Origin of the sequence: Pseudomonas sp. M20 (assembly GCF_045037865.1) — a bacterium.
Taxonomy (GTDB): domain Bacteria; phylum Pseudomonadota; class Gammaproteobacteria; order Pseudomonadales; family Pseudomonadaceae; genus Aquipseudomonas.
Window position 1 is genome coordinate 1612687 of the sequence record NZ_CP173611.1, and the last position, 25781, is coordinate 1638467.

The 25781-nt window shown below is 58.5% G+C and carries 26 protein-coding genes; 14 read left to right on the plus strand and 12 right to left on the minus strand.

Annotated elements, in window-relative coordinates:
- Positions 1-111 precede the first annotated feature (111 nt).
- The 6 genes from ACI514_RS07355 to ACI514_RS07380 all read left to right on the plus strand — a co-directional run bounded on the left by ACI514_RS07355 (position 112) and on the right by ACI514_RS07380 (position 7348).
- Positions 112-1488, plus strand: coding sequence for a glutamine synthetase family protein (locus ACI514_RS07355; protein ID WP_007918694.1), 1377 nt, complete (start codon positions 112-114; stop codon positions 1486-1488).
- 271 nt (positions 1489-1759) lie between these two features.
- The gene (locus ACI514_RS07360) at positions 1760-3250 is read left to right on the plus strand and encodes an aldehyde dehydrogenase (RefSeq protein ID WP_034155535.1); all 1491 of its coding nucleotides are present in this window, start codon (positions 1760-1762) and stop codon (positions 3248-3250) included.
- A 49-nt stretch (positions 3251-3299) separates the two neighbouring features.
- Positions 3300-4583 (plus strand): FAD-binding oxidoreductase, encoded by a 1284-nt coding sequence (locus ACI514_RS07365; RefSeq protein WP_160058508.1) that lies wholly within the window; start codon positions 3300-3302, stop codon positions 4581-4583.
- Between the two features lie 570 nt (positions 4584-5153).
- Complete coding sequence (locus tag ACI514_RS07370) at positions 5154-5702, plus strand: cupin domain-containing protein (protein ID WP_007950154.1); 549 nt, start codon at positions 5154-5156, stop codon at positions 5700-5702.
- A gap of 273 nt (positions 5703-5975) precedes the next feature.
- Positions 5976-6827, plus strand: a complete 852-nt coding sequence (locus ACI514_RS07375) for a ParA family protein (RefSeq protein WP_405123400.1) — start codon at positions 5976-5978, stop codon at positions 6825-6827.
- Positions 6824-7348, plus strand: a complete 525-nt coding sequence (locus ACI514_RS07380; protein ID WP_405123401.1) for a hypothetical protein — start codon at positions 6824-6826, stop codon at positions 7346-7348. The genes ACI514_RS07375 and ACI514_RS07380 overlap by 4 nt, the downstream gene beginning before the upstream one ends.
- A 77-nt stretch (positions 7349-7425) precedes the next feature.
- On the opposite strand, the gene ACI514_RS07385 is transcribed toward ACI514_RS07380, so the two are convergent.
- The gene (locus ACI514_RS07385; RefSeq protein ID WP_405123402.1) at positions 7426-7701 is read right to left on the minus strand and encodes a fructose-bisphosphate aldolase; all 276 of its coding nucleotides are present in this window, start codon (positions 7699-7701) and stop codon (positions 7426-7428) included.
- 565 nt (positions 7702-8266) lie between these two features.
- Here ACI514_RS07385 and ACI514_RS07390 point away from each other — a divergent pair.
- The gene (locus ACI514_RS07390) at positions 8267-8551 is read left to right on the plus strand and encodes a hypothetical protein (RefSeq protein ID WP_095047955.1); all 285 of its coding nucleotides are present in this window, start codon (positions 8267-8269) and stop codon (positions 8549-8551) included.
- A gap of 78 nt (positions 8552-8629) precedes the next feature.
- Here ACI514_RS07390 and ACI514_RS07395 read toward each other — a convergent pair whose 3' ends face one another.
- The gene (locus tag ACI514_RS07395) at positions 8630-9061 is read right to left on the minus strand and encodes a hypothetical protein (protein WP_405123403.1); all 432 of its coding nucleotides are present in this window, start codon (positions 9059-9061) and stop codon (positions 8630-8632) included.
- Between the two features lie 166 nt (positions 9062-9227).
- Between ACI514_RS07395 and ACI514_RS07400 the strand changes: the two genes are divergently transcribed.
- The 3 genes from ACI514_RS07400 (at position 9228) to ACI514_RS07410 (ending at position 11220) form a co-directional block, all read left to right on the plus strand.
- On the plus strand, positions 9228-9617 hold the full coding sequence (locus tag ACI514_RS07400; protein WP_405123404.1) for a hypothetical protein: 390 nt from the start codon (positions 9228-9230) through the stop codon (positions 9615-9617).
- A 15-nt stretch (positions 9618-9632) separates the two neighbouring features.
- Positions 9633-10055, plus strand: coding sequence for an HD domain-containing protein (locus tag ACI514_RS07405; protein ID WP_405123405.1), 423 nt, complete (start codon positions 9633-9635; stop codon positions 10053-10055).
- Between the two features lie 142 nt (positions 10056-10197).
- Positions 10198-11220, plus strand: coding sequence for an AbrB family transcriptional regulator (locus tag ACI514_RS07410; RefSeq protein WP_405123406.1), 1023 nt, complete (start codon positions 10198-10200; stop codon positions 11218-11220).
- Positions 11221-11435: 215 nt separating this feature from the next.
- Here the strand turns inward: ACI514_RS07410 and ACI514_RS07415 are convergent, their stop codons facing one another.
- The gene (locus ACI514_RS07415; RefSeq protein WP_405123407.1) at positions 11436-12212 is read right to left on the minus strand and encodes an NAD(P)H-dependent oxidoreductase; all 777 of its coding nucleotides are present in this window, start codon (positions 12210-12212) and stop codon (positions 11436-11438) included.
- Between the two features lie 85 nt (positions 12213-12297).
- Here ACI514_RS07415 and ACI514_RS07420 point away from each other — a divergent pair, with 85 nt between their 5' ends.
- The gene (locus ACI514_RS07420; protein WP_405123408.1) at positions 12298-13191 is read left to right on the plus strand and encodes a LysR family transcriptional regulator; all 894 of its coding nucleotides are present in this window, start codon (positions 12298-12300) and stop codon (positions 13189-13191) included.
- Between the two features lie 255 nt (positions 13192-13446).
- On the plus strand, positions 13447-14232 hold the full coding sequence (locus ACI514_RS07425) for a DeoR/GlpR family DNA-binding transcription regulator (protein ID WP_405123409.1): 786 nt from the start codon (positions 13447-13449) through the stop codon (positions 14230-14232).
- 95 nt (positions 14233-14327) lie between these two features.
- Here ACI514_RS07425 and ACI514_RS07430 read toward each other — a convergent pair whose 3' ends face one another.
- The 9 genes from ACI514_RS07430 to ACI514_RS07470 all read right to left on the minus strand — a co-directional run bounded on the left by ACI514_RS07430 (position 14328) and on the right by ACI514_RS07470 (position 23632).
- Positions 14328-15323 (minus strand): IS110 family transposase, encoded by a 996-nt coding sequence (locus ACI514_RS07430; protein ID WP_160057007.1) that lies wholly within the window; start codon positions 15321-15323, stop codon positions 14328-14330.
- Between the two features lie 364 nt (positions 15324-15687).
- Entirely contained in the window at positions 15688-16971 is a 1284-nt protein-coding gene (locus ACI514_RS07435) for an NAD(P)/FAD-dependent oxidoreductase (protein ID WP_405123410.1), read from the minus strand.
- Between the two features lie 147 nt (positions 16972-17118).
- Positions 17119-18483 (minus strand): glutamine synthetase family protein, encoded by a 1365-nt coding sequence (locus tag ACI514_RS07440; protein ID WP_405123411.1) that lies wholly within the window; start codon positions 18481-18483, stop codon positions 17119-17121.
- Positions 18484-18891: 408 nt separating this feature from the next.
- A complete protein-coding gene (gene chrA, locus ACI514_RS07445) occupies positions 18892-20235 on the minus strand; it encodes a chromate efflux transporter (RefSeq protein ID WP_160058495.1) in 1344 nt (447 codons plus the stop codon).
- 240 nt (positions 20236-20475) lie between these two features.
- Positions 20476-20937 carry a molybdopterin synthase catalytic subunit MoaE gene (gene moaE, locus ACI514_RS07450; protein ID WP_405123412.1) on the minus strand — a complete coding sequence of 154 codons (462 nt, stop codon included), beginning with the start codon at positions 20935-20937 and terminating at the stop codon, positions 20476-20478.
- A gap of 3 nt (positions 20938-20940) precedes the next feature.
- Positions 20941-21192 (minus strand): MoaD/ThiS family protein, encoded by a 252-nt coding sequence (locus ACI514_RS07455; RefSeq protein ID WP_160058493.1) that lies wholly within the window; start codon positions 21190-21192, stop codon positions 20941-20943.
- Positions 21189-21674, minus strand: a complete 486-nt coding sequence (gene moaC / locus ACI514_RS07460; protein WP_405123413.1) for a cyclic pyranopterin monophosphate synthase MoaC — start codon at positions 21672-21674, stop codon at positions 21189-21191. Before moaC ends, ACI514_RS07455 begins: the two co-directional genes overlap by 4 nt.
- Complete coding sequence (gene fdhD / locus ACI514_RS07465) at positions 21671-22516, minus strand: formate dehydrogenase accessory sulfurtransferase FdhD (RefSeq protein ID WP_405123414.1); 846 nt, start codon at positions 22514-22516, stop codon at positions 21671-21673. Before fdhD ends, moaC begins: the two co-directional genes overlap by 4 nt.
- 216 nt (positions 22517-22732) lie before the next feature.
- Complete coding sequence (locus ACI514_RS07470) at positions 22733-23632, minus strand: LysR family transcriptional regulator (RefSeq protein WP_405123415.1); 900 nt, start codon at positions 23630-23632, stop codon at positions 22733-22735.
- Between the two features lie 289 nt (positions 23633-23921).
- Between ACI514_RS07470 and moaB the strand changes: the two genes are divergently transcribed.
- Both moaB and glp read left to right on the plus strand, forming a co-directional pair.
- Positions 23922-24461 (plus strand): molybdenum cofactor biosynthesis protein B, encoded by a 540-nt coding sequence (gene moaB / locus ACI514_RS07475; RefSeq protein ID WP_405123416.1) that lies wholly within the window; start codon positions 23922-23924, stop codon positions 24459-24461.
- Positions 24458-25663 carry a gephyrin-like molybdotransferase Glp gene (gene glp / locus ACI514_RS07480; protein WP_405123417.1) on the plus strand — a complete coding sequence of 402 codons (1206 nt, stop codon included), beginning with the start codon at positions 24458-24460 and terminating at the stop codon, positions 25661-25663. Before moaB ends, glp begins: the two co-directional genes overlap by 4 nt.
- Positions 25664-25781 lie beyond the last annotated feature (118 nt).

Sequence of the window (25781 nt, forward strand, 5' to 3'; positions counted from 1 at the left end):
AATAAACCCTGGGCGGCCATCTGTTCGCTATTGACTTCACTTTGCCGTTCGGGTTGACTGGCTCGGCGAAACAGCAGTGAACATAATAATTAACAGCTAAATAGGTGCATCATGTCGGTCCCTCTGCGTACCGTTCAACTCAACGAAGCAAACGCATTCCTTAAGAAATATCCTGAGGTTTTGTACGTCGACCTTCTGATTGCGGATATGAACGGTGTGGTGCGCGGCAAGCGCATCGAACGCACCAGTCTTCATAAGGTTTACGAGAAAGGCATCAACCTGCCGGCCTCGCTTTTCGCCCTCGACATCAATGGCTCCACGGTGGAAAGCACCGGCCTGGGTCTGGACATCGGCGACGCTGACCGCATTTGCTATCCGATCCCCGGCACGCTGAGCATCGAGCCGTGGCAGAAGCGTCCCACCGCACAACTTCTAATGACCATGCACGAAATCGAAGGCCAGCCGTTCTTCGCTGACCCGCGTGAAGTGCTGGCCAACGTCGTGCGCAAATTCGACGACCTCGGTCTGACCATCTGCGCGGCATTCGAACTCGAGTTCTATCTGATCGACCAGGACAACGTGAACGGCCGTCCGCAATCGCCACGCTCGCCAGTCTCCGGCAAGCGTCCGGTGTCGACTCAGGTGTACCTGATCGACGACCTCGACGAATACGTCGACTGCCTGCAAGACATCCTCGAAGGCGCGAAAGAGCAGGGCATCCCGGCTGACGCGATCGTCAAGGAAAGCGCCCCGGCGCAGTTCGAAGTCAACCTGCATCACGTCTCCGACCCGATCAAGGCGTGCGACTACGCCGTCCTGCTCAAGCGTCTGGTGAAGAACATCGCCTACGACCACGAGATGGACACCACCTTCATGGCCAAGCCGTATCCGGGCCAGGCGGGCAACGGTCTGCACGTGCACATTTCGATCCTGGACAAAGAAGGCAACAACATCTTCGCCAGCGAGGATCCCGAGCAGAACGCCGCACTGCGTCACGCGATCGGCGGTGTGCTGGAGACCCTGCCTGCGCAAATGGCGTTCCTCTGCCCGAACGTCAACTCATACCGCCGTTTCGGCGCGCAGTTCTACGTACCGAACTCGCCGAGCTGGGGCATCGACAACCGCACCGTTGCGGTCCGTGTGCCAACCGGTTCGGCCGACGCTGTGCGTATCGAGCATCGCGTCGCCGGTGCCGATGCCAACCCGTACTTGCTGATGGCTTCGGTGCTGGCCGGTATTCACCACGGTCTGACCAATCAGATCGAGCCGGGCGCACCGGTGGAAGGCAACAGCTACGAGCAGAACGAACAGAGCCTGCCGAACAACCTGCGCGACGCATTGCGTGAGCTGGACGACAGCGAAGTCATGGCCCGCTACATCGACCCGATGTACATCGACGTGTTTGTCGCTTGTAAGGAGAGCGAGCTGGCCGAGTTTGAGAACTCGATTTCTGACCTTGAGTACAACTGGTATCTGCATACGGTGTGATTAGCTGAGGCCCTCAAAAGCCGAAGAGCCCCTCACCCTAACCCTCTCCCGGAGGGAGAGGGGACTGACCCGGGGATGCTTGGGAAATCCTGCGACCTGAACCTGCTTTACCGAATCCATAATCGACTCGGTCGTTCAGGTCGGTGTAACTCCCGAGACAACTCGATCGGTCCCCTCTACCCCTGGGAGAGGGCTAGGGTGAGGGCAGCCACCTCAAGCCAGACATCGCAACCAGACAGCCCCCCAATTCCCCCCTTGTCGAGCCACAACAATGACAACGACCCGCAACGACTGGGAACAACGCTTCCAGTCCCTGACCATCGAAGCCCGCGCGTTCATCAACGGTGAATACCGCCCGGCCATCAGTGGCGACACCTTCGAATGCCTGAGCCCCGTCGACGGCCGTTTCCTCGCCTCCGTGGCCAGCACCGATGAAGCCGACGCCAACCTCGCCGTTGAAGTCGCGCGCCAGTCTTTTGAATCCGGCATCTGGGCGAAAAAAGCCCCGGCCGAGCGCAAGCGCATCCTGATCCGCTTCGCCGATCTGATCCTGCAGAACCAGGAAGAACTGGCGCTGCTGGAAACCCTCGACATGGGTAAACCGATCAGCGATTCGATGAGCATCGACATCCCGGCGACCGCCAACGCGATCCGCTGGAGCGCCGAAGCCATCGACAAGATCTACGACGAAGTCGCCGCCACCCCGCACGATCAACTCGGCCTCGTCACCCGCGAGCCATCCGGCGTGGTCGCGGCCATCGTGCCGTGGAACTTCCCGCTGATCATGGCCAGCTGGAAATTCGCCCCGGCGCTGGCAGCAGGCAACTCGTTCATTCTGAAACCTTCGGAAAAATCGCCACTGACCGCAATCCGCATCGCTCAACTTGCGCTGGATGCCGGCATTCCGAAAGGCGTGTTCAACGTTCTGCCAGGCTTCGGCCATACCGTCGGCAAGGCGCTGGCGTTGCACATGGACGTCGACGTGCTGGCCTTCACCGGCTCCACAGCGATTGCCAAACAGCTGATGATTTATGCCGGCCAAAGCAACATGAAACGCGTCTGGCTCGAAGCAGGGGGCAAGAGCCCGAACGTGGTGTTTGCCGACGCACCGGACTTGCGCGCGGCAGCACAAGCGGCGGCCGGCGCCATTGCCTTCAACCAGGGCGAAGTGTGCACTGCGGGTTCACGTCTGCTGGTTGAGCGTTCGATCCGCGAGCAGTTCATTCCACTGCTGGTGGAAGCGCTGCAAGCGTGGAAACCCGGTCACTCACTCGATCCGGCAACCACCGTCGGTGCCGTGGTCGATCAGCGTCAACTCGACAACGTGCTGCGCTACATCAGCATCGGTCGCGAGCAAGGCGCCGAGCTGATTGCTGGCGGTCAACGCACCCTTGAAGAAACCGGCGGCCTCTATGTGCAACCGGCGCTGTTCGACGGCGTGACCAATGCGATGACCATCGCCCAGGAAGAAATCTTTGGCCCAGTGCTGTCGCTGATCACCTTCGACACCGCCGAAGAAGCGCTGCAGATCGCCAACGACAGCATCTTCGGCCTCGCCGCCGGCGTCTGGACCAGCAACCTCAGCAAGGCGCACACCTTCGCTCGTGGCCTGCGTGCCGGCAGCGTCTGGGTCAACCAGTACGACGGCGGCGACATGACCGCACCGTTCGGTGGCTTCAAACAATCGGGCAACGGCCGCGATAAATCGCTGCACGCGTTCGACAAGTACACCGAGCTGAAAGCGACCTGGATCAAGCTCTGACTCTATTACAGCGGTGGTCGCCGTTTATTGGCGACCCTCGGAGAAACGTATGAAACAGCAACACGTAAACAGCTACTACGCCGCCACCCGCAACGAAGTTATCGACTTTCCGGTTCTGGAAGAGTCGGTCGAGTGCGATGTCTGCATCATCGGCGCCGGTTACACCGGCCTGTCCTCGGCGCTGTTCCTCACCGAAGCCGGCTACAAAGTGACGGTGCTGGAAGCGGCGAAAGTCGGCTACGGCGCCAGCGGTCGCAATGGCGGTCAACTGGTCAACTCGTACAGCCGTGACGTCGACGTGATCGAAGAGCGTTACGGCGACAAGACCGCGGAAATCCTCGGCAGCATGATCTTCGAAGGCGCCGACATCATCCGTTCGCGCATCAAGGAATACGACATCCAATGCGACTACCGCCCGGGCGGCATTTTCGCAGCGATGAACAAGAAACAACTCAACAGTCTGGCTGAGCAGAAGCGTGGCTGGGAACGTTACGGCAACCGCAATCTGAAGATGCTCGACGCGGCTGACATCCGTCGCGAAGTCGGCTCCGACGCTTACGTTGGTGGCCTGCTGGATATGCAGGGTGGTCACGTTCATCCGTTGAACCTGGCGCTCGGTGAAGCTGCGGCGATTACGCGTTTGGGTGGCAAAATCTACGAGCAGTCGGCTGCCGTGGAAATCAAATACGGCGAACCCAACATCGTGCGCACCGCCAAAGGCCAGGTCCGCGCCAAGTACCTGCTGATCGCCGGCAACGCCTACCTGCCGCAAGGTCTCGACAACCGCGTGACCGCGAAAAGCATGCCGTGCGGCTCGCAGATCGTCGTCACCGAACCGCTGACCGAGAAGCAGGCGCGCAGCCTGATCACCAACAACTACTGCGTCGAAGACTGCAACTACCTGCTGGATTACTACCGTCTGACTGCCGACAACCGTCTGCTTTACGGCGGCGGCGTGGTCTACGGCGCGCGGGAACCGGACGACATCGAACAACTGATCCGCCCGAAGATCCTCAAGACCTTCCCGCAGCTCAAAGACGTCAAGATCGACTACCGCTGGACCGGCAACTTCCTGCTGACCATGTCCCGCATGCCGCAATTCGGCCGTATCGAGAAAAACGCTTACTACATGCAAGGCTACAGCGGCCACGGCGTCACCTGCTCGCACCTGGCCGGCAAACTGATCTCGGAAATGATCCGCGGCGACGCCGAACGCTTCGACGCGTTCGCCTCCTTGCCACACATGCCAATGCTCGGCGGCCGGACCTTCTCCGCGCCACTGACCGCCCTCGGCGCCGTCTATTACTCGCTGCGCGACCGCTTCGGCCTCTAGTTACCTCCCCGGCGGCGGCCCAAGACCCCGCCGGTTTTTTTACATGACACACCATCAATCCCACTGACACACCAAAGATCAAAATGTAGGAGTGAGCCTGCTCGCGATGAGGCCAGCCCAGCCACCATCCCTCCCACAGAAACACCACAAACCATGTGGGAGCTTGCTCGCGAAGGCGGTCATCCAGTCAAAAATAATGGTGAATGTGCCACCCAATCGCGAGCAGGCTCACTCCTACAGGACTGCATTACCAAGGCAAGAAGGACTTTTACCCCACCGTCCATCGAACCTGCTGAGCAACACCGGCAAACGTGATTTAATAGCCGCCTTTCACGGTTCCGGGACACGGGAGCAACGTGATCCGCGCCCCTCGCGCGGCACCCGCCACCCACCTCCATTACCCGTGGGTCTGCGCGAGAACCGCCGAGCGGCGATCAGGCAAGGCAAAAACAGGCGAGGAAGCGGAGTGTAGGGCCCTACATGAGCATTCCGAGCCTGTTTTTAACGCAGCATGATCGTCGCGCAGGCAGTTTTCGCGCAGAGCCTAAGTACTTCTCACATAAGGCAGTCATGGATACGGGTTCTCGACTCAAACTAGTACGCGAAAGCTACAAACTCTCCCAGCGCGAGCTGGCCCGGCGTAGCGGCGTGACCAATGCCACCATCTCCCTGATCGAACAGAATCGCGTCAGCCCCTCCGTCAGCTCACTGAAAAAGCTGCTCGAAGGCATACCGATGTCCCTGGCCGACTTCTTCACCTTCGACCAACCCCCGCGCGAACACCAATACGTCTTCCGCGCCAACGAACAGCCTGATCTTGGCCGCCACGGCCTGCGACTGCTGCTGATCGGCGCCTCGGTGCCGAGTCGGCAGATGCGCTTGCTGCGTGAGCAATACGCACCGGGCGCTAGTTCGGGGGAAGAGCCGATTGTGCATGCTGAGGGCGAGGAGTGCGGGTTGGTGACGCGTGGCACGGTGGAGTTGACCGTGGATGGGTCGGTGAGTGTGTTGAATGCGGGGGATGGGTATTACTTCCCGACCACGCTGCCACATAAGTTCCGGAATATCGGGGCGGATGAGGCTGAGATTATTAGTGCGAATACGCCGGCGAATTTTTGACGGCTACAATCGTCAATCATTTGTAACATACAAAAATCCGGTGCCTAGGCATCGGATTTTTTTTGGCTTGAGAGCAGTGATGTGTCCTGAGTTCTTTGCGTAAGCCGCCGCAAGCTTTTCACAGAGGCAGAAATGACAGAAGCTCGTTCTCAGGTTCTGCCGTTAACCTTGCTGGTTGGCGAGTTAAGCAGTAACGTTGCAGCGGGGGTCACTGCCCACAATTGGCATCGCGGCTTAATTATGATGGATTATTGCTAAATTAAGGAATGACTAATGGCTACTGTAGTTTCAATGATCAATATGAAGGGTGGTGTGGGCAAGTCTACATTAACGTTCAACCTTGCCTGGAGGTCTGCTTGGCAGGGGGGGTTGAGAGTTCTTGCAGTAGATTTGGATCCTCAAGCTAATTTGAGTCAGTATTTCTTGGGTGCTGAAGGGTATTTGGATTTAATTAAACCAGGCTCCAAAACTGTGGTTGATATTTTTGAGCAGTTTTCGGCTCCTAATACAATAAGTGGCGCTCCGACATTGGTTCAACCGCATGAGGTCATTCATCGGATGAATAGGTGGGAGGATGGTAGTGTTTTAGATTTGGTTCCTTCGCGACTTGAACTTGCTTGGACTTTGAAGAATCCTACTGAAAAAGCTCAGTTGTTGCCGCAATTTCTTGCAAAAGTACAAAATGACTATGATCTGATTCTCATCGATTGCGCGCCTACGGAGTCAATTTTAACAATTGCGGCATATAGATCTAGTCGGTATGTGTTTGTCCCTGTTCGTCCTGAGTTTCTCGCAACAATCGGTCTTCCTTTGCTTGCGAGATCTTTGAATGAGTTTAAATTGTTGAATCAGAATCAAACGATAGAAATGGGGGGGATCATTTTTAATGGCCTAAGGCGAACAAATACACCTCCTGAACAAATAAAATCTATGAAAGACGTAAGGCAGATCGCCGCTTCGCAGGGTTGGCCTGTACTTGATAATCCAGCACATCATTCAGATTCTTATCCTACAGGCTCCCGTGAGGGTACCCCAATATTTTTGACGAACTATGCTAGGGACTATGTTCGGAACGAATTTAATGAAGTGGCAACTGAGTTTTTAGCAAAGGTGGGCTTATTGTGAAACCAAAAATCCGACTGGCTGTTCTAAAAGTGCTTGCGCTTCAAGCCGAATTTACTTCATCTGAATTGGATGAAGCGTATAAATTTATAGAAGGGTCACAGTTAAAAAATATTCTAGGTCTTGAGAAGTCAGGACGACAAAACGTTAGTGTGAGAGCTAAAATTAATGAACCCAAAAAGGATGCGGTGCGCTCCTCTGCGAGTGAAGCAATTTTGGAGAGGATCAAGGGAGGGGACTTAGAAAGGTATAAAATGCTTGATTCTCTGGAAAAGAATCTAAGGACTAGTGGAGTTGACTTGAGGTTGGATGTTTTGAGGAGGATTGCCTTTTCGATTGATAAATCTATAGATTTGGGTAAGTCTAAGAAGGAGGCGATACCTAAGCTTCTTGATTTGCTTGCTCGCATTCCATTGGTAGATGTCGAACGGGTGATTTATCAAATCTCTAATGAGCAAGAAAACTCCGCCTCTAGCAGTAATAAATATTTCAAGCTTGCAAGCTACATAGTTAAAGGAGGGTGAGGTTTTAAATTGGCAATAATAAAAACCTGCTGTAGTGCGGGTTTTTATTATTTTGCGTCTAGAGGTACGGTTGTACCTTAAAATCCCCGCTGCTCAATTACTCGAAACACATCACTTACATCCTGCACCATGATCCTGGCAATGTTGGTGACGGTGTTGATGTCGTGTTCGGCGTGGTCGGGGAGGCGGATGCAGGCCATGAGGTCGAGGTATTTGAGGACCGCGTTGAGGCGTTCGGCGGCGCAGGCGTGTAGATCGCGTAGTGGGGCGTTGGCGTCGATGAGGAGGACAGGGTTGTCGGTGGCGGGGTGAGACATTTTTGTGTAGTGGTGAAGCGGCTTTTGTATTGTCATGGTGATAATCCTTAATGAAGAAGAATTGCCACCATTGAGCTGCGAAACAGAAGGGTGGCAGCTATGCGCGGGTTCGCAGACCGGAGGATTAACACCATGAACCGGCAGACCCGAAGGTCTCCCACGCACAACCGCCATAAAAACCCAGGCAGCCGGGAATCGGCCAAGCCTGACGGAACAAGGTGTGAATCTTAAGGGCTGCGAAACCCTATCGCTAATTTTGTTAGCGACGACCCCACTCTAGGCAGCAATTTCACCAGCCACAACCGACCTGTAGGACGTGAAACGCATACCCGTGGCGAGGGCGCTGGCTCCCGCTCGGCGACACATCCGTCGTAATCCGGGGCCTGTGGTATGTCTGGGAGAAACGGACTATCCGGTTTTGGCGCAGCTTCTCAACCCGGCGGTAGCAAGCTCTCTCGCCACGTGGGGTGTTTTCCTACGAAGTTTTCAGATATCGAAATTGCACGAGCCTTTTGGGTGATAACCATTCGTCCGACGCACCGCACCTTAGCCGCACACCTTCTTCCAATGCTTTAACTCCCCACACAAAGGAAGAGCCACCATGCTGAACCATAAAATCGCGGTGTTTACCCTCGCGGCGTTGCTGTCCGGCAGTTCGCTGTACGCGATCGCGGCTGGCGAAACGCCGACTCCGACAGCCAACGACGGCAACAGCCAGACGCGTGAACCGGCGTCTCCAGCCACCAATGCCGACCCGGATGCCGATTCGCTGCCCAAGGGTGGTGATGGTGGCAAGACCGACAATGGGCCGGTGCCTTCTGCCTCAAAGCCCAGCCCAGCGGGTCAACCGTCCGGTAGCAGCAGTGGTGGTAATGGCGGTGGTTAATGGAACTCGCGCACTAAAAAGCCCGGTCTTTTTGAGCCGGGCTTTTCTTTGCCTGTCGCGAACGCAGATATCAGGCGTTCACTTCGCCTTCCAATGCCCGCCACCATTCTCACAATCAATCCGCGCCTGAGCTAAATGCTCCACGTCGTAGTAATACGTGGTCACTTGCGCGTTGTCGGGGATGTTCAATGCCTTCGCATTCTTGTCTTTGCTGGTTGAATGCGGGTTGGCGAGGGATTCCTGGGTGATCGTGGCGATACACGTTGCCTGATAGTGGTCTGCGCAGTGTTCGACCTTGGTTTTAGTGCTGCTGAGCATGTCTTTGCTTTCGTTACTGCACGACCAGTCGATTGAGTTCACCGGCATGCCTTCGTATTCATAACAACTGTGGGTTTCCACCGCTGGCACCGAGGCGCTGGAGGATTGCGTCTGGACGTCGCAGCCTTCGGCCATGACGCAAGTGGGGATGATGGCGAAGGTGGCGATCAGAAGCAGGAGGCGAATGTTCATCGGGGTTTCCTCTCCAATGGCGCCGTGTCTGATCGGAGATTTGGCGCTGATACAGTTTCGAGATTGTGCGGAGGAGGGAGGTTCCATCGGGTTTTTGATTTGCTCCCGAGGCGTACACTGCGAAACAATCGGAAATATTCAGCGCCCAAGGATTGGAACATTGCCCATGATCGAAATTGGCAGCCGCAACAACGCGCCCCCCTCGCAGCATCCATTCCACGATATCTATCTGTTCCACATTGACCCCGCAAAGCCAGACACGCCTTTCTGTTTCGAGCAGTCGATGTCCGGCGGGCATATGGAGCATGGCGGTGCGCGGTGGTTGGCGCTGGATGAGCTGGACGCCTGGCCGGGAGAGTGGCGTGAGCATTTGAATAAGGCTGATTGCGCGTGGGTTGCCGAGTTGATCGATGCCCATCCTAAAGCCGATCAGGCTGGTTTGGTGTCGCTGATCCTTCAGCGGCAGTGCGGGTCAGCGAAGCCAGTCGGGCGTCTTAAGGCCATCGGCAACTGGCTCAAACGCAACATCCACGTCGGCGGCCGCTACGGCGTCTAACCCTCGGAGACTCCCATGACCCAGACCCTCGAACGCGCTATCGTCATCGCCGCCACGGCTCACGCCGGGCAGGTCGACAAGGGCGGTGCGCCGTACATTCTGCATCCGCTGAAAGTCATGTTGCGCATGACCACATTGGAAGAACGCATCGTCGCTGTGCTGCACGATGTGGTTGAGGATTGCGGTGTCAGCCTCGATGATCTGCGCAAGGAAGGCTTCAGCGAAGAAATCTTGAGCGCTATCGAATCCGTGACCAAAGTGCCGGGCGAATCCTATGACGACTTCGTCGACCGTGCCGCGCAGAACCCTATCGGTCGGGTGGTGAAGCTGGCGGATCTGGAAGAGAACAGCGACCTGTCGCGGATTGCTTCGCCAAGTTGGGAAGATCTCGAACGAATCGAAAAATACCGCCGCGCGATTGGCCGGTTGCGCGGGTAAAAACAAATAAATCCCCTGTAGGAGCTGCCGAAGGCTGCGATCTTTTGATCTTGATCTTCAAAAACAAAGGCAAAAGATCGCAGCCTTCGGCAGCTCCTACATGGGGTTGTGGTGTGTCAGGTAAATAGCCAGGAAGGCGACTATGAAATCCATTCTCTGTTTGTTGATTGCCGCCGGTTTCGGCGCGCTGTTGCAGTTCGAAGGCGTACCCCATGGTCTGCTACTGGGTTCGATTGTCGTCACTGCATTGTTCGCCAGTAAAACCGGTATCGCCCCGGCAACTCCTTATGGACTGGGCTACATCCAGGTCACGCTGGGCATCGCCACCGGGCTGATGTTCGAAGCGTGGGACAGCGAGACAGCCTCGACGATGTTGCCGAGCCTCGGCATGTTGTTGATTTGCCTGACGGTGCAAATCGCCCTCGCCGGATGGTGGCTGACGCGCGGCGCAGGCTGGAATCGCACGGATGCGCTCTTAGCGGTTTATCCCGGTGCACTGGCAGCGGTGTTCGATTTACTAGAGTCGGAAAAGGCCTCGAGCAAAGTCATCATCGTGCACTTGATGCGCTTGCTGTTGATCACGGTGTTGGTGAGTTTCCTGATTCCCGGTCAAGCCGCTGCGGTGGCGGTTGCCGATGGCGACCCTTTGACGACAGGCATGGCGCTGACCGCGTTTTCGGTCATCGCGTTGAGCGTGCTGCTCGGGCGCTTGCTGCTGGTGATCGGCGTACCGGCGCCGTTCATGCTCACCGCGATCATTATCACGGCGGTATTTGTGAAATCGGGATGGCTGCACGGTTTTCACATGCCGGACTGGAGTCTGAATCTGGCGGCGCTGATTCTCGGTGTGCGGATCGGCTCAAGGTTTCAGGGGCTTGGCTTCGCGGAACTGGGACGTCACGGGCGCACAGCGTTGGTCTCGGTCGGTTTGATGATCGTGGTTGCCGCAGTATTTGCTGAAGTCGCGGCACGCTGGTTGGGCAGTGATCCGCTGTCGCTATGGCTGGCGTACATGCCGGGGGCGATTGAGACGATTGCGATTGTCGCGTTTGGTGGCGGGCTGAATGTGGTGTTTATCCTGACGCATCATTTGAGCCGGATGGTGTTGCTGCATTTTGCACCGGCGTTGTTGGTGCAGGTGCGGCGGGTGCGGGAGGAAACCTGACTCGAGCTGATGCCAATGTGTTGCGGTGTGTCAGTTAGATCCAACCCCCTCACCCCAGCCCTCTCCCCCAAAGGGGGCGAGGGGAAAGGGAGCCGATCTCGGTGCCTTTCAAAAGCTGAGTTCAGCTCGAGATATCAGGTCGGTGTAACTCGAACATCCAACGCGGTCGGCTCCCTCTCCCTCCGGGAGAGGGCTGGGGTGAGGGCAATGCGGCGCTAGCGGATGTGTGCGTCGAAGCCTTCGCTATCCGGCGCGATATCGCTCTTCAACGTCAAAGCGGGGATTTCGTATTCGCCGGCATTCTGCTGCCGAAACCCGATCGGCCGGGCACTCCACAACTCATCCAGCCGCCGCCCCAACTCATCACAAGTCTCGGCATACCGCGCCGCATCCATCCGACTGGTCCGATACACCACAAACGGTGGCACCACTTCAAAACCGGGGTAGTACAAAATCCCGTGTTGAATCGGAAACAACAAATCATCAATCGGCCCGTTGATCCCACGCGGTGCGTAGTGCGATTCCCAGCCGCCGGTGGTAACCATCAACATTGCCCGTTTGCCTTTCATTTTCCCTTCGCCATAACGCTCGCCCCAACGATTGTCCGAGTGTTCGCCGACGCCATAGGCAAAACCGTAGGCGTATACCCGATCGACCCAACCTTTGAGAATCGCCGGCATGGTGAACCACCACAGTGGAAACTGCAGGATCAGCGCATCCGCCCAGAGTAGTTTCTCCTGCTCACGGGCGATGTCGGCAGCCTGAGTGCCTTCGGCGTAGGCGACTTTCGAGTCGAGCGAGGCGTGGAACGGTTTCGTCGCATCGCGCTGCGGGGCGTCGTCGGCGTCGAGGGTGGCTTTCCAGTTCATTGCATAGAGGTCGGAGACCTGCACGGTGTGACCGGCGGCTTGCAGGCGCTGGACGCTGAAGTCGCGCAGCGAGCCGTTGAGGGAGGTCGGTTCTGGATGGGCGTAAACGAGTAAGACGTTCATGTTGAAGCTCCGTTAGCTGAGTGACTGCAGGATCGGCGTTCAACCGGTATATTGGAAATGAATGTCTGATATGTCTGGTATAGCCATGAATAATTTGAGACGGCTGGATATCAACCTGCTGCTGACCCTCGACGTACTGCTGGCGGAGCACAACGTCACCCGCGCAGCGCAGCGCCTGAACCTGTCGCAGCCGTCGGTGAGCGTGCATCTGGCAAAGTTGCGCGACATCTTTGCTGATCCGCTGTTGTTGCCTGGGCCGCGCGGAATGCGCCCGACGGCGCGCGCTGATGAATTGCGTGAGCCGTTGCGCGAGGCGCTGGAGGCGTTGGAGAGGGCGGTGGCGCCGGCCAGCGCGTTCGACCCGGCGCTGGCGACCCACACCTGGAAAATCGCCGCGACCGATTACGGCGAGTCGACGGTGGTGTTGCCGGCGCTGAGCGGCTTGCGCGAACAGGCGCCGGGCACGCGTCTGGCGGTGATCGATCTGACCCCGGCGCATTTGGTCAAACAGGCCGAGCAGGGCGTGTTCGATCTGGCGCTGCACATCAGCGAAGACGCGCCGCCGGAACTGCATCGGCGACCACTGTTCACCGAGCGTTATGTGCTCGCCGGTAGAGTCGGGCATCCAGGTTTGATGCAGGCGCCGAGCCGCGAACAGTTCTGCGCACTGGAGCACGTCATGGTGTCGCGCGAGGGCGGAGGCTTTTTCGGGGTGACCGATCGGGCGTTGGCCGATGTCGGGCTGATGCGCAAAGTGGTGTTGTCGGTGCCGCACTTTCTGATGGCGATGTCGGTGCTGGCGGCCACCGATCTGGTGGCGATGCTGCCGTCACGCCTGGTGCGTGACAACCCGGCGTTGCAAGCGGTCGACGCGCCGCTGGAAGTACCCGGTTACGAGATGGCGATGTTCTGGGGTGAACGCTCGCATCGCGATCCCGCGCACAAATGGCTGCGCGAGCATTTGCTGGCGTCGGTCTGAGGCGCTGTCAGGCGTGGCCGAGGGCAATCGCAAACGACACGACGATCATGCACGCAAACGCAAAATTGAGATTCATGAGGTGTTCATCCTGAGCCTTTTAGAAGTGGGGCCATTCTGAACAGGCTGAAAGCAAAGAAAAAATTCGCCTTGTTGATTCCAATGATCGAAACAATTGATACCCCGTCGGTTTGTGTTTGTTGGGGCCGTTCGCTACTCTCGTAAAACCTGCAACTACAAGCATAAACAGGCATAACCATGCACGATCATTCCGCGGCTGAACTGCCTTCTCTGCGCCGGCAGAAAATCCTTTTGCTCCTCGAACGTGACGGCAAGGTCATGGCCTCCGAGTTGAGCCAGCACTTCGCAGTCTCCGAAGACACCATCCGCCGCGACCTCGCGGAACTGGACAACGCCGGGCTGGTGCAGCGCGTGCACGGCGGGGCGCTGCCGCGTCCGAAGGACTCCGGCAAGGACTACTTCACGCGGCTGGACGAGACGGATGAGGTGAAAATTCGATTGGCGCAACGGGCCGCGCAGGAGATCGAGGACGGGCAGATTGTACTGTTCGACTCCGGCTCGACCACGCTGCAAGTGGCGCGGTCGTTAAGTGCAGATATCAGCATCACGGCGGTGACCGCTTCACCGATGACGGCGATTGCACTCTCGGAATTCAAGGGTGTGAAAGTGATTCTCGCCGGTGGCCAGTTGAATCCGCGAACGATGGCGGCGGGTGGGCATGAGGCACTGCGGCTGCTGGCCGGGATCAGGGCGGATCTGGCGATTACTGGCGTCTGTGCGATTCATCCGGAAGTGGGGATTACCTCGCTGCATTTTGATGAAGTGCCGGTGAAGCAGGCGATGCTCGATGGCGCCGCGCGGGTGATTGCGGTGACTTCGGCGGACAAGTTGGGAGCGGTGGAACCGTTTGTGGTGGCGCCGTGTTCGCGCCTGCATACGCTGATTACCGAGCGGCATGTGGCGTCGGGGAGTGTCGAGGATTATCGGCGGTTGGGGATTGTGGTCGAGCAGTTGGCGGATTGAGCTTTTGCGGTGGTTTTGATGGCCCCTTCGCGAGCAAGCTCGCTCCCACAATGGATCTTCGGTGAATCGATAACCTGTAGATACTCTGTTCACGGTCAAGCTTTTGCGAGATCTTTTGCGCAAAAAAGCTTGGCCGTATTGAAATCTTCGCCGGCTCGCATGCAGGCCCACAAGCCGGTCAGGTATTTGCGCATGACGGCGACGATAGCCTGCATCTTTCTCTTCCCTCGCCCGATCAACGCTTCGTAAAAGGCTTTCACGTTGCTGTCGCAACGTATGGCAGTCAGCGCTGGCATGTACATCGCTGAACGTAGGTAGGTGTTTCCGCCCTTACTTATCCGCCCAGGTTTATCGATGCTGGTACCTGATTGCGTAAGCCGCACATCGAGTCCTGCATGTCGGCTGACCTGCGCGGACTTAAGTGTCACTGGCAAGGTCGTCAATTCAGCCAGTGCCGCAAATACTGAAATTTCGCCCATGCCCGGCGCTGCGATCATGTGCCCAAACTGGGCGCTTAGCGTCGGGCAGTTGTCGATCAGCGCCCGACCTGCGAGCCTGAAACGCTCGATTCGCTTGTCAAAAGCTTCAATGGCTTCTTCTTCGTCTTCAATCAGCATTTTCACGGTTGTTTGAGTAGCTTTCAGCGCATGCAGCTCGTTCTTGGCTCGGGTGCGATGACACGTCAAACGATTGATATGCCTTCCGATAGCCCGCAGTTCCAACTGTATGGTCGTGGGCGGCGTCCACAATTTTGGGCTCATGCGTTCGCCGTATTCGGCTAGCAACTGGGCATCGATCGCATCGGTTTTGCTGTTTTTCAGCATCAGCTTGGCAAAGTTATGAAAGCTCTTCGGGTTGATAACCGAAACGGGCAAACCCGCCGCGGTGAGCTCCATGGCCAAATCCAGGTAATAGATGCCGGTGGCCTCCATCACTACGGATAAAGGCTTGAGCTCGAGCAACCTGTTGACCGCTGCTTTGCGCCCGGCGGGTGTTTGGTCGATGTTGCAGGCCCCTGCAAAACGGCCGTCGTTGCGCCAGCCCATGGCGGTCGTGCGAGACCCCACATCCAAACCGACATGCATGCTCATGCTTTCAACTCCGAGTGAACTGGGTTAGAAATGCATCCTGGTTCCCCTGACCTCGAACTTCATGCCACTGCAACCTTGTAATGCGAAGTCCGACTTGTCGGCTTCTCGATACTCTTCGTGGTGGGCAATGAGGCGGGGGGACCTCTCTACAGACAAGGTCAGGAGCAAGTCCTGCCTTTAGGAGCGATCGGTCTCCCCCAGAAACACATCTTCGTATGTCCGCACCAGCGAGCTTAGATCTCAATTGACTGGTGTGAGGGCAACATACAAGGAGCTGCCGAAGGCTGCGATCTTTTGATTTTGATTCTTAAAAACAAGATCAAAAGATCGCAGCCTTCGGCAGCTCCTACAACTGGAGGGTGTGTCAGCGAAGTCGCTCAAGCATCTGGTAGTACCACATCCCGGCAGCCAGCAACGGATTGCCGAGCAAATCCCCCATCGGCACACGAATATGCTGGCACTGGGCAAACGTATCGAACTGCTCCATCTGCCCGGTGATCGCGCGGCCCATGATTTCACCCATGATGTGCGTCGTCGCGATGCCGTGCCCCGAATAGCCTTGGCAGTACCAGACGTTGTCCGAGAGCTTGCCCAGCTGCGGGATGCGGTTGATGACGATGCCCATCGCGCAGCTCCACTGGTAATCGATCTGCACACCTTTGAGCGCCGGAAAGGTTTGCTCGATGCACGGGCGCAGCTCGGCAGCGATGTCCCGTGAATCCTTGCCGCTGTAGTTGGCGCCGCCACCAAACAACAGGCGGCCGTCGGCAGTGAGGCGGTAGTAGTCGAGGACGAAACGGCAGTCGTAGACGGCCAGATCTTCCGGGTTGATCTGCTTGGCCAGATCGCCGAGCGGCGCAGTGGTGACGATGCCGCCCATGGCCGGAAAAATCTTGCCTTTGAGCTGACCGGGTTCGAGCTTGTGATAGACGTCGCCGGCGAGCATGACCTGATTGGCATTGATCTGTCCGTGAGCGGTGCGCACACCGGGCGTAGCGCCGTGAATGATCTCCAGCACTTCGCTGTTTTCAAAGATCAGCGCGCCAAGACTTTCCGCCGCCCGCGCTTCACCGATGCACAGGTTGAGCGGGTGCAGATGCATGTTGCGCGTATTCTTGATTGCGCCGTGGTAGAGATCGCTTTGCAGCAGATCGCGCACCTGACTGCGGTCGAGCAGACTGACCTCATCGCCCAATCCCCGCCGCACGGCTTCTTCGTAATCCTTGCGCAAGTCAGTCATGTGACTGGGCTTGTACGCCGCGTGTAAATGGCCGTGTTTGAGGTCGCATTGAATACCGTATTTCTCGACGCGTTGCTGGATGATTTCATGCCCGCGCCAGCGCAGGTGCCAGATGAAATCATCGACATCGTCGGCGAGTTTCGGACGCATCTGTTTGCGCATTGCGCCGTCGCCGGAAAGGCTGCCGGTAACTTGTCCGCCGTTGCGCCCGGTGGCGCCCCAGCCGATCTTGTGACTCTCGACGATGGCGACTTTCAGGCCTTTTTCGGCGAGTTCGACGGCAGTGGCGACGCCGGTGAAACCGCCGCCGATGATCACCACGTCGACCTTGTGCCGGCCTTGCAGGGTCGGGTAGTCGGTGTCCTGGTTGAGGGTGGCGGTGTAGTAGGAATTGCAGCGTTCGGTCATGTCAGTGTCCACACGAATTCGTAGGTTGTACGCGGTCCCTTGTAGGAGTGAGCCTGCTCGCGATAGCGGTGTGTCATTCACAGATGGTTTGACTGACATGGCCTCATCGCGAGCAGGCTCACTCCTACAGGGGGTAGGGGGGAGTCTTCAGGCCTCGGTGAGATACCAGCGCCAATCCTGCTCACCCACCTCGGCCATGAACTGCCGATACTCGGCACGCTTCACCGCCAGATACACCCCGAGAAATTCCTGTCCTAACGCATCCCGTGCCCACACCGAATTCTCCAGCGCCTGCAACGAAGTCAGCCAATCCGTCGGCAGCAATTCCTTCGCCTGCGCATAGCCATTGCCCTCAACCGGCGCACCCGGATCGAGGTCTTCACGAATGCCACGATGAATCCCGGCAAGGATCGCTGCCGCGGCCAGATACGGGTTGGCATCGGCGCCGCAGATGCGGTGTTCGATGTGCCGGGTATTGGCCGGGCCGCCGGGAACACGCAGGCTGACGGTGCGGTTGTCGACGCCCCAGGTTGGCGCCAACGGTGCATAGCTATTGGCCTGGAAGCGCCGGTACGAGTTGGCGTTCGGGCAGAACAGCAACAACGAGTCGAGTAGCGAGGCGAGCATGCCGCCAATTGCTGTGCGCAGCAGCGGTGTGCCGGCCGGGTCTTCCGAGGCGAACAGATTATGCCCCGCGCCATCGGCCAGACTCACGTGCATGTGCATGCCGGTGCCGGCCAGGTCATCGAACGGCTTGGCCATGAACGTCGCCTGCATGCCGTGCTTGTGGGCGATGGCCTTGACCAGACGTTTGTAGCGCACGGCCTGATCCATCGCCTCGAGCGCGTCGCCGTGTTCGAGGGTGATTTCCACCTGACCCGGAGCGTATTCGGAGATCGCCGTGCGCGCCGGAATACCGTGCAGTTTGCAGGCGTTGTAGAGGTCGGCGAGGAACGGTTCGATCTGTTCCAGCTCACGCAAACCGTAGACCTGGGTGTGTCGCGGTCGACCACCGTCCGCGTCCAGTGCCGGTTGCGGGCGGCCGTTGTGATCGCGTTTGGCGTCGAGCAGGTAGAACTCCAGTTCGCAGGCCATCACCGGGTAATAACCCTCGGCCTTGAGGCCGTCTATGACTTTGATCAGCAAGTGCCGGGGGTCGGCGATGCTGGCGGGCATGCCCTCGGTCGGGTGCATGCTCACCTGCACGGCGGCGGTCGGAATCTTGCGCCACGGCAGGCGCACCAGACTGCCTTCCAGCGGATAGGCGCGGCAGTCGATATCGCCGACGTCCCAGACCAGACCGGAGTTCTCGACGTCTTCACCCTGCACGGTCAGGCCGAGAATAGTGCTCGGTAGCGGTCGACCGCTTTCGTATACAGCGAGCAGTTCTTCGCGGTGCAACAGCTTGCCGCGCGGCACGCCGTTGGCGTCGAGAATGAACAGCTCGATCATGTCGATATCGGGGTTCTGTTCAAGAAACAGGTGTGCGTCTTCGATGGCTGCGAATTTCATAATCAATCACTCACGATGGCGCCGCACAGGCGCGCAGATTCGGGCCGGACACGACGCAGCAATAGGCGTGGCTGTCCTGGCAGGGATATCAAGAAGCAGGGGGCTGTCGCGGTTTTTTAACGGGCGCGATCAGACAGACCGGGCGATATCCGGCGGGCGTGCGGAGTGACGCAGCTTGGAACGGCGCAGGGCCATGGGGAGATTGACGATACGATTCATACGCCGCCCCTGTGAGAGAGGGCGCGCAGGGTAGAGACGTTCAACGATTCTGCTTGTTGTGGTGACGTACTCATAACGCGTGTTTCCGTTGGCGGAAAACGTCGGTGGCGGGCTGACCCCGCCGACCGGTGTGCCCGGATAGTAAGGGGGAATTCGCGGGCGTGTAAACGGGAGATTCACAGGCCAGGTTCAGCGCATCAGGTGAAAGCCCAGCCCGGCGAGGGCGCAAACGATCAACACACTGAACACGCCGCGTTTGAAAACGAACAGCGCCAGCGCCGCTGCAACCGCCAACATCAGCGAAAACACATCCAGCGCCCCGGCGAACCCGTTTGGCCACAACACGTGATAAGCGAAAAAACACGCCAGGTTCACAATCACCCCGACCACGGCAGCGGTGATCGCCGTCAGCGGTGCGGTGAACTTCAGTTCGTTGTGCGTCGATTCCACCAACGGCCCGCCGGCGAGGATGAACAGAAACGAGGGCAGGAAGGTGAACCAGGTCACCAACGTTGCCGCCAGCGCCCCGGCGGCAAAGGCATGTTCGGGGCCGAACGCCGGTTGCACATAGGCGCCAACGAAACCGACGAACGCCACCACCATGATCAGCGGGCCGGGTGTGGTTTCACCGAGGGCGAGGCCGTCGATCATCTGCGTCGGCGTCAACCAGCCGTAATGCCCGACGGCGCCCTGATAGACGTAAGGCAGCACCGCGTAAGCGCCACCAAAGGTAAGCAGCGCGGCTTTGGTGAAGAACCAGGCCATTTGTGTGAAGGTGCCGTCCCAGCCGAACAATGCTGTCAACAACGCCATCGGTAAACACCAGAGCACCGCACCGATCAACCCTAGGCGCAGCAGCTTCGGCAGGCTGAAACGGGCGTGTTCCGGCGCCGGCGTATCGTCGTCGATCAATGCCGGGCCGAAGGATTTCTCGCTGTTGCGCGCACCACCGTTGCTGAACCGCTGAGGGGCGAAACGTCCTCCCAGATAGCCGATCAACGCAGCCCCGAGGACGATCAAGGGGAAGGGCACGTTGAAGGCGAAAATCGCCACGAACGAGGCGCCGGCAATCGTCCATAGCCAGGCGTTCTTCAATGCACGCGAGCCGATGCGATGCGCGGCGTGCAGGACAATCGCGGTGATCGCCGGTTTGATCCCGTAAAACACCCCGGCCACTGCTGGCACGTCACCGAAGGCGATGTACAGCCAGGACAACGCGATCAGAATGAACAATGACGGCAACACAAACAGCGCACCGGCGATGACACCGCCCCAGGTGCGATGCAGCAGCCAGCCGATGTACGTCGCCAGTTGCTGAGCCTCGGGGCCGGGCAGCAACATGCAGTAGTTGAGCGCGTGCAGGAAACGTTTTTCGGAAATCCAGCGCCGGCGCTCGACCAGCTCCTGATGCATGATCGCAATCTGCCCGGCCGGGCCGCCGAAACCGATGCAGCCGAGTTTTAGCCAGAAGCGCCAAGCCTGGCGCAGGGTGACGGGATCGGGGCGGGGCAGGTTGTTCGGCGCTGTGCTCAAGCGAGACTCCGGAGTTGGGTCCTGGCGGAGTGGCTATCTAATCAGACTTTCAACCCTCACCCCAGCCCTCTCCCAAAGGGAGAGGGAGCCGACCGAGGTGTCTGGCGTTATCCATCGACCTGAAAGATCGAGTCGATTATGGATTCAGAGCCAATCTTTCAAGTCGATGAATCTCTCCGATATCCCCCAATCAGTTCCCTCTCCCTCTGGGAGAGGGCTAGGGTGAGGGGCTTTTGCTCTTCAGGCATGTGCCAGACTCCAACGCAACGCCGCATCCCGATCGCTTTCCCGGCCCTCGACCCAGTGAGAACCCTCTGGCGTACTCTCACGCTTCCAGAACGGCGCGCGGGTCTTGAGCACGTCCATGATGAACGCACAGGCCTCGAACGCCATATGCCGATGTTTACTGCTAACCCCGACAAACACGATCGGCTCGCACACCGATAACGCGCCGACCCGATGCACAATCTCCACCCCCAACAGCGGCCAGCGCTCACGGGCTTCTTCGGCGATCTGCTTGAGGGCTTTTTCGGTCATCCCCGGATAGTGCTCAAGATACAGTTCATTCACGCTCTGGCCAATATTCAGATCACGCACATAACCAATGAAATTCACCACCGCGCCCACCCGTGGATTGCGCGCGTGCAGATCGGCCGTCAACTGGCCGACGTCGAAGCTTTTGTGCTGGACTCGAATAGCCATTGATCAACCCCCGGTCACTGGCGGAAAAAACGCGATCTCATCGAAATCTTCAATCGCCTGACTCGGCTGACACAGCTCCTGATTCAGCGCGCACATCAGATTCCCGGCACCGAGCACATCGCGCCACAGATCGCCTCGCTGCATAAGCATTTGCCGCACATCTTCAACGCTGCCCAATGCATCAGTCAGCGGAATTTTTTCACCACCCAGATTGAGCCGGTCACGGTAGCTGGCGAAGTAGTTGATCAGGATCATTGCGTGTCCTCCCATTGAAAGTGACCGGAACGGCCACCCTGTTTACTGAGCAGGCGGATGTCGCCAATGACCATCGCCCGATCTACCGCTTTGCACATGTCGTAAATGGTCAGCGCGGCGACGCTGGCGGCGGTCAACGCTTCGAGTTCGACGCCGGTCTGGCCGGTCAGGCGGCAGGTGCTGTTGATCTGCACGCGATCCGGTTCACAAGCCTTGAATTCGACGTGAATCGAACTGAGCAACAGCGCATGGCACAGCGGAATCAGTTCGTGAGTGCGCTTGGCAGCTTGTATCCCGGCGATCCGCGCCACCGCGAAGACATCGCCTTTCGGGTGCCCGTTGGCCTGGATCATCTTTAAGGTTTCCGGGCGCATCTGCACCCAGGCTTGCGCCGTGGCTTCGCGGCGGGTCGCGGCTTTATCGCTGACGTCGACCATGTTGGCGCGGCCTTGATCATCGAGGTGGGTGAGGGTGTGGCTCATGCGGAATGCTCCTGGATCGGGCTGTAAATTCGCGGGGCGTTGCGGTGCGGCACATGGATCAGATTGAGTCGATGCTTGAGTGCCCACCGCACAGTCAAAGCGGTTGGCGCGGACAGACTGACGAGGGTGCCGAGGCGCGCACGCACGGCTTTGTGAATCAGTTCGAGGCTGCAACGGCTGGTGACCACGACGAAGCCTTCAGCCGCATCGATGGCGTCGATCTGCATCGCGCCGATCAGCTTGTCGAGGGCGTTGTGGCGGCCGATGTCTTCGCGGCACAGCAGCGCTTCACTGTCGACGTCGAAATACAGCGCGGCGTGCAGAGCACCGCTGCTGCGCGCCAGTTGTTGAGCGGCTTCGATGCGTTGGCGGATGCCGTCGAAATGCTCGGCCGGCGGTAGCGGTGAAGGTTGCAGGATCTGCAGTTGCGGCAGCGCCTGCTCCAGTGCTTCAACGCCACAGATGCCGCAACCGCTGGTGCCCGTCATTTGCCGCCGGTGATCCTTCAAGGCCCAGAACGCCCGGCTGGAAATCTGCACTTCGGCCTGACAGGCCTGATCGAAATGCGTGAGGCGGATGTCGTAGATCTCGTCGACGCTGTCGATGATCGCGTTGCTCAGGCTGAAGCCACGAATGAAGTCTTCGAGGTTGCCGGGCGAGACCATCATCACCGCTTGGCTCAAGCCGTTGTAGCTGATGGCGAGAGCGATTTCCGCGGCCAGCGCGGCGTGGGAGATGGCGGCGTCGGGCAGGTATTCGCGAAACACCACCTGCGCCGGTTGCGGTGCTGGGGCGTTGGGTTCGGTAGTGGATTCTGTGAGGGTTTCGACGTGGCAGAGCATCTGAAAAGTCCCGAGGCGCTGAAGAGTGTTCAGGCTACGGGGGCGTTAAAAGTGCGTCCAATCGCTTGTTCTTATGTGGTGATTGCTTTGCTCGATCAACCAAAATATGTGTTGTCGGGTCAGGCCCCATCGCGAGCAGGCTCACTCCTACATTTGGAATGCGTTCCCCTGTAGGAGTGAGCCTGCTCGCGATGAGGGCCTGATATACGACATCAATTATTCGGCGGTCACCTCAACCCCAAACAACTTCCGCGCCTCGGCAAAACACTTCTCGGCAATCGCCGAGCGCGGCTCGGTCTTGCGCATCACCAGCCCCAACGGCGCGAGCACACTGGCATCCGGCAACTGCATGAACGACAGGTGTTCGATCGGCTCCTCAAGCCCGCTGTCCAGCGGCATGATCGCGCAGCAAAAGCCTTGGTGAATCGCCTGCAACAGCTGATAGGTCGAGTCGCTTTCCATGATCGGCTGTGGGCTGAGGCCACGACTGCGGAAGCTCAAATCGATGGATTTACGATAATGCATGCCGGCGGTGATCATCCCCAGCGGCAGTTCGGCGGCGTCTTCCCAGCTCATTTCAGTGCCTTCGAAATGGAAATGCCGGTTGTCGTAGAGCAGGCCGACGCGGGTTTCACCGATCTCGAAAAACTCGAAATAGTTCGGGTTGACGTGGTCCAGATAGCACACGCCCAGATCAAGCTGATTGTTGCCCAAACCGGCGATGATCTCGTCGGAACTCAGCGACGACAGGCTGAATTTCAGCTCCGGATACGTACCCGATAAACCCTGAATGTAATTGACCGGATTGAAGCTGCTCAGCGGCACCAGACCCAGACGCAAACTACCCACCAGTTGCCCGCGACACGCCGCCGCTTCGGCGAACAAACCGTCGTGAGCCGCGAGCAAGGTGCGCGCCCAGGCCAGCACACGCTCGCCGGCCTGGGTGAAACCTTCAAAGCGCTGGCCACGGTTGACCAGCACCAGATCCAGCTCGTCTTCCAGATTGCGCAGGCGCATCGACAACGTCGGTTGGGTGATGTGGCAGCGTGCGGCGGCCTGGCCGAAGTGGCGGGTTTCGTCCAGCGCGATCAGGAACTTGAGTTGTTTGATGTCCACGATGGCACCTGCTCGATGGGGATTTTTTGATTGAGTATTGACGCGGATGCGCGAGACGCACGAAAAGCGCAGGGTGCGACGATCTCACTTGAACGGTTATTCGTCCAATCGGAAGTGTTTAAGGGGCTATCGATCGGCTCTATCAGCCACGGTTTTGCTGGCTTGTTGCGGTATAAAAAGCGCTGATAGAGCCGCTCGATAATGTGGTTGGCCAGAGTGATTAGACAGTCCTCATAAGTGGCACTTAGGCTGCTCGGCAATGTTGATTGACTGCTGCCGGAGAACTGCCATGAGCGCCAAAGCCGATGCCCTGTTTGTCCCCCTGAATATTGCCGTACTGACGGTCAGCGATACCCGCGATTATGCCAGCGATACCTCGGGCCAATTGCTGGTCAGTCGGTTGCTGGAAGCAGGGCATACCTTGAGCGAGCGCAACCTGCTCAAGGACGATCTGTACAAGATCCGTGCGCAGGTCGCTCACTGGATTGCTGACGAAGGCATTCAGGTAGTGCTGATCACCGGCGGCACGGGTTTCACCGGTCGTGACAGCACGCCGGAAGCGGTGGCCTGCCTGTTCGATAAGCAGATCGATGGTTTTGGCGAACTGTTCCGGGCGATTTCGATTCTGGATATCGGCACGTCCACCGTGCAAAGCCGCGCGCTGGCCGGGTTGTCGAACGGCACGCTGGTGTGCTGCCTGCCGGGTTCGACCGGTGCGTGCCGCACGGCGTGGGAAGGCATTCTTGCCGAACAACTGGATAACCGTCATCGCCCGTGCAATTTCGTCCCGCACCTAAAAGCCGTGCAAGCCTGCGGGCCACGCGGATGAGCAAAGCACCGTTGATGCCGGTCGAAGATGCCCTCGACCAATTGCTCGGCATGGCCAACGAGCAACGTCTGGCCGACAGCGAACTGCTGGCGCTCGACGATGCGCGTGGGCGGGTGCTGGCCAGTGATCTGGTGGCGACACTCGACTTGCCGCCGTGGCCGAACAGCGCCATGGATGGATACGCGCTCAATCTCAGCGATCTGCACCGACAGCCGTTGAAGGTCTCGCAAAAGGTTTACGCCGGGCAGGCACCGGACACGTTGCTGCCCGGCACCTGCGCACGGATCTTTACCGGCGCACCGCTGCCGCCCGGCGCCACCTGCGTCGAGATGCAGGAGAACGTCGAAGTGCTGGAGGACGGTCGCGTGCGCTTCTTGCAGCCGCTGAAGGCGGGGCAGAACATCCGCGCGCAAGGTCAGGAAAATCGCGTCGGCGATATCCTGCTGCGCGCCGGCAAACGCCTTGGACCGTTCGAACTGGCGGTCGCCGCCGGGCAAGGGCTGGCGCACCTGCACGTGGTGCGTCGCCCGCGTGTGGCACTGCTGTCGACCGGTGATGAACTGGTCGAACCGGGCCAGCCACTGCGCCCCGGCAGCATCTACAACAGCAACCGCGTGTTGCTCGGCCACTGGTTGCGGGAGCTGGGCTGCGAAGTGATCGACGCCGGCATCCTCCCGGATCGCCCGGCGCAGACGCGGCTCAAGCTTGAGCAATTGCAAGTGAGTGCGGATCTGATTCTGACTACCGGTGGCGTGTCTGCCGGTGATGCCGATTGCCTCGGACAGGTGCTGCGCGACAGCGGCAAACCGCTGTTGTGGAAACTCGCGATCAAGCCTGGCAAACCGCTGACGGTCGGGCATTTTGGTGCGGTGCCGGTGATTGGTCTGCCGGGCAATCCGACTTCGGCGCTGGTAACGTTTGGCTTATTGGCGCGGCCGTATCTACTGCGCATACAAGGCGTTCAAGATGTCATGCCGCTGAGTTTCACAGTCAATGCAGGTTTCGACTGGCACAAGGCGGGCGGTCGTCGTGAATATCTGCGGGTGAGGCTTGAAGCGGGGCGTGCTGTGCTTTATCCCAATCAAAGCTCCGGCGTCCTGCTCGGCGCAACCTGGGCCGATGGCCTGGTAGAAATCCCGGAGAGCAGCTCTCACAACGCCGGCGATCCGCTGCGCTTTATCCCGTTCAACGAACTCTTCTGACCCCACCACCAATCAAACTGTGGGAGCGAGCCTGCTCGCGAAAGCGGAGTGTCAGTCAACATTGATAGAGACTGAAAGGGCCCCTTCGCGAGCAGGCTCGCTCCCACAGGGTTTTGGG